The 2,731-nt window shown below is 36.7% G+C and carries 4 protein-coding genes; 2 read left to right on the forward strand and 2 right to left on the reverse strand.

The window, feature by feature from the left end; genetic code table 11:
• Window positions 1-66: 66 nt before the first annotated feature.
• Both tnpA and DS2_RS19150 read right to left on the reverse strand, forming a co-directional pair.
• Window positions 67-378 (reverse strand): IS66 family insertion sequence element accessory protein TnpA, encoded by a 312-nt coding sequence (gene tnpA / locus DS2_RS19145; protein WP_051480031.1) that lies wholly within the window; start codon window positions 376-378, stop codon window positions 67-69.
• Window positions 379-615: 237 nt separating this feature from the next.
• Complete coding sequence (locus DS2_RS19150; RefSeq protein WP_152537653.1) at window positions 616-1,047, reverse strand: hypothetical protein; 432 nt, start codon at window positions 1,045-1,047, stop codon at window positions 616-618.
• 367 nt (window positions 1,048-1,414) lie between these two features.
• On the opposite strand from DS2_RS19150, the gene DS2_RS19155 reads away from it, so the two are divergent.
• The gene (locus DS2_RS19155) at window positions 1,415-1,777 is read left to right on the forward strand and encodes a hypothetical protein (protein ID WP_035016694.1); all 363 of its coding nucleotides are present in this window, start codon (window positions 1,415-1,417) and stop codon (window positions 1,775-1,777) included.
• Between the two features lie 76 nt (window positions 1,778-1,853).
• Window positions 1,854-2,561 (forward strand): hypothetical protein, encoded by a 708-nt coding sequence (locus DS2_RS19160; protein ID WP_035016695.1) that lies wholly within the window; start codon window positions 1,854-1,856, stop codon window positions 2,559-2,561.
• Window positions 2,562-2,731: the final 170 nt, after the last annotated feature.

Below are 2,731 nucleotides of genomic sequence, written 5' to 3' on the forward strand. Positions count from 1 at the left end.
TGATGGATTTTCTGAAATCCACCACAGGCCGATATAGGTATATTTGTTCAGGAGCGACAAACATCTTCATGCTTGTACCGCTCTGACAATCGCAGCAAGTCGATTAACGTCGATGTCGTGAGTTAAATGTAATTTTACATCGCCAACTTCAAGCGTTAATGGGATTGAAGGCATTACGCTTTGTTGGCGTATGGTTGCTACCTGCATAAACTGACTTTCAGTTTGGGTAAGTTTACCTTGGAATTTCAACGTGCTCTTACGCGCGTAAAACGATTGTGGGTTTAAGCCATGTTGGCGGCAGTACTCGGCTATACTAAGCTGGCTTTGTTGTTGCTCGTTGATAATTTGCAACCATTGGTTTTCTTTTGTTGTTGGCATTTGGCTTCTCCAATTTAATCTGAAGAACCAAGATTACTTTTTGTGAAACATTAGGTGAAGGTGTGGTTTAACCGACGCTTACAATAAATTTGTGAAAACTTCCGAGATTAAGTGAAATTTAGCCAAAAAAGCTTGTGGAGTGAACGCATAGCCAATACCTAGTACTTCAATTTTAGTATACAGAGGTTGTTCAAAATCATTTTAAGCAGGTATTAATACAAGGCACTCACTTTGCCTTTATTTGTTATGGATATTTTGCCACATTAGTTCAAATTGGCGTCTTTGTTGTTTTTTTGATTGTGCGCAATAAACAAAATCTGATCTGGATTGTTTCTGTTGACGGCATCTCGGCTCTAACTGGAAATACTCGTCCCATGCTTTCGCTTTTCTTTTTCCGTATATTTGATTACTCGCTGTGTATTGAGTATCTGTCGAACCTTGCTTTTTCATATTTACATATGGTTGATGATGCTGTCGGTAAAACTCGTGTTGACGAAGATGGACTTGGCTATTTCTAGAGCCTTTACGAGGTGTGGTTGGAGTATCACTTAATCGCTGATTCTTCAAACACTGTTGATGTCGAGTTTTTATCGCTCTTTCGGCTCTTCGAATTTTTTTATACTCTTGTTGGTCATAACCCTCTCGCATTTTTTGTTTTATCGAACTCATCCATTTATCGATGTCATTACAATGAATTTGGCTATAGTCGACTAGGTACAATCTGCTATGCGAACATGCAGAATATAGGAGGGTTGTGAGTAATATAATGAAGCAAGCTTGAATTCTAATTAATTTCGCAATCATCCGTTTGCCTTAATGTTTAGAGCATTTATCTGTAGAAATATAACTGAAGTTTTTTAATAAGTCACCATCACCCTGCGAGGTTAAATACAGAATATTTTAAACATTTTTGGATATGCACAAATTAACAGTATACAAGTGGTTGTTCTTGCCAAATATAAGCCTAGATTAAAGGGCTGTAAATTAAAGAGAAGAGAGTATGCTAATAAGATAGTAAATGGATAGGTATGTTTAGATGAAAAATCACCACGCTGAAGTCGGTATTTTCTGGTTTTATAAACAAGCAATTATCGCTAAATCGGTTAGCATTAGTGAATTATGTTCTGACAGTGTTGGAGTATTTGATAGTGGATTTAGCCATGATGTTGAATGGGAATTAAATTACATTTATTTGCCCGAATTTCGAGAATTGATTGCAACTGAATATCAAGAGATAGCCCGAGGTCGGGTTTTATATTGCCAAAATAGTAAGTTGTTTAAGGTATATGGTGATAAACAAATTATTGCCAACGCTAGATGTAGAGAGTTGATACGTCAAAGGTTTAAGTTGGGTTGTGATCAAGTTAGCTGGTTAAAAGATCCACATTATAAATCTTAATAAAATTGGATTCTGACATTGACTCAATATAGTGTTTCGTGAGATCTCGTTTATTTTTTACTTGGATGTTCTCAATATGATGATGGCAAAACCAATTAAACTAGCCTGCCCAAACTGCAAAACGGTACATCGCTATTCCCGAATTACCAGCATCAACGATATATGGAGTGAACATGTCTCAGATGGTTATATTTCCGGTTTTGATATTGGTGCAACAAAAGTTTGTTCTAACTGCGATTATCTTATCAAAGATTGTAACGCGCTAGAGAATTTAGGTTTGGTAGATGGTACACAAGTATATGAAGATAGTAGTAGGGGACAAAAATTTTGGCGGTACGAACCTGAATGTGTCGTTGATACTGATCTGCAATTACCTGAATTAAAATGGCCGAAACTAAAAGATTGGATTGCGGCATATAAGTCGGACTTTGTAAGTACTGAATTGAAGCTTTCTTATGCTACCAGTGCTATGCATGAATTTAATCAGTTGGCTAATAAAGGCGACGAACTAGACAACCAGCAACTTAAGCTGATAGAGCTTTACCGTGATGATATCTTAGAAATTGAAAATATATTAATTGATAGAGCCCAAGAAACTAACAAGCCAGTTGATAAATTGCTTGCAGCGGATATTTACCGTAGACGTGGTGATTTTGAAAGCGCTGCTGGAATTCTCGACAGTATCGACTGCTTAGATATTACTGCAAAGGTCTCATACATGCGAAAGTGGATTATGGCGGGTAGTACCAAACTAGAAGTATTTCCTTCTTATTACAACAAGTAGTGAAATGAAAACTATCAAGCCAAATGTGCAATAAAAGAATAGTGTGGCTTGGTTTGTGCGTTACTTTTGTTCATTGACATGCCCAATGTTAAAGTATCACCGATAATAAATACCGCTAACTTAGTGGATTTAAACCGTTACCGTCAGACAAGTTGTATTCTTTGTCTTTT

Source organism: Catenovulum agarivorans DS-2, from assembly GCF_000568405.1.
Classification (GTDB): Bacteria; Pseudomonadota; Gammaproteobacteria; order Enterobacterales; family Alteromonadaceae; genus Catenovulum; species Catenovulum agarivorans_A.

What these genes read in the sequence shown, in the direction of transcription:
- tnpA (WP_051480031.1), bottom strand. Translation starts at nt 378, where the DNA reads ATGCCAACAACAAAAGAAAACCAATGGTTGCAAATTATCAACGAGCAA.
- DS2_RS19150 (WP_152537653.1), bottom strand. Translation starts at nt 1,047, where the DNA reads ATGAGTTCGATAAAACAAAAAATGCGAGAGGGTTATGACCAACAAGAG.
- DS2_RS19155 (WP_035016694.1), top strand. Translation starts at nt 1,415, where the DNA reads ATGAAAAATCACCACGCTGAAGTCGGTATTTTCTGGTTTTATAAACAA.
- DS2_RS19160 (WP_035016695.1), top strand. Translation starts at nt 1,854, where the DNA reads ATGATGATGGCAAAACCAATTAAACTAGCCTGCCCAAACTGCAAAACG.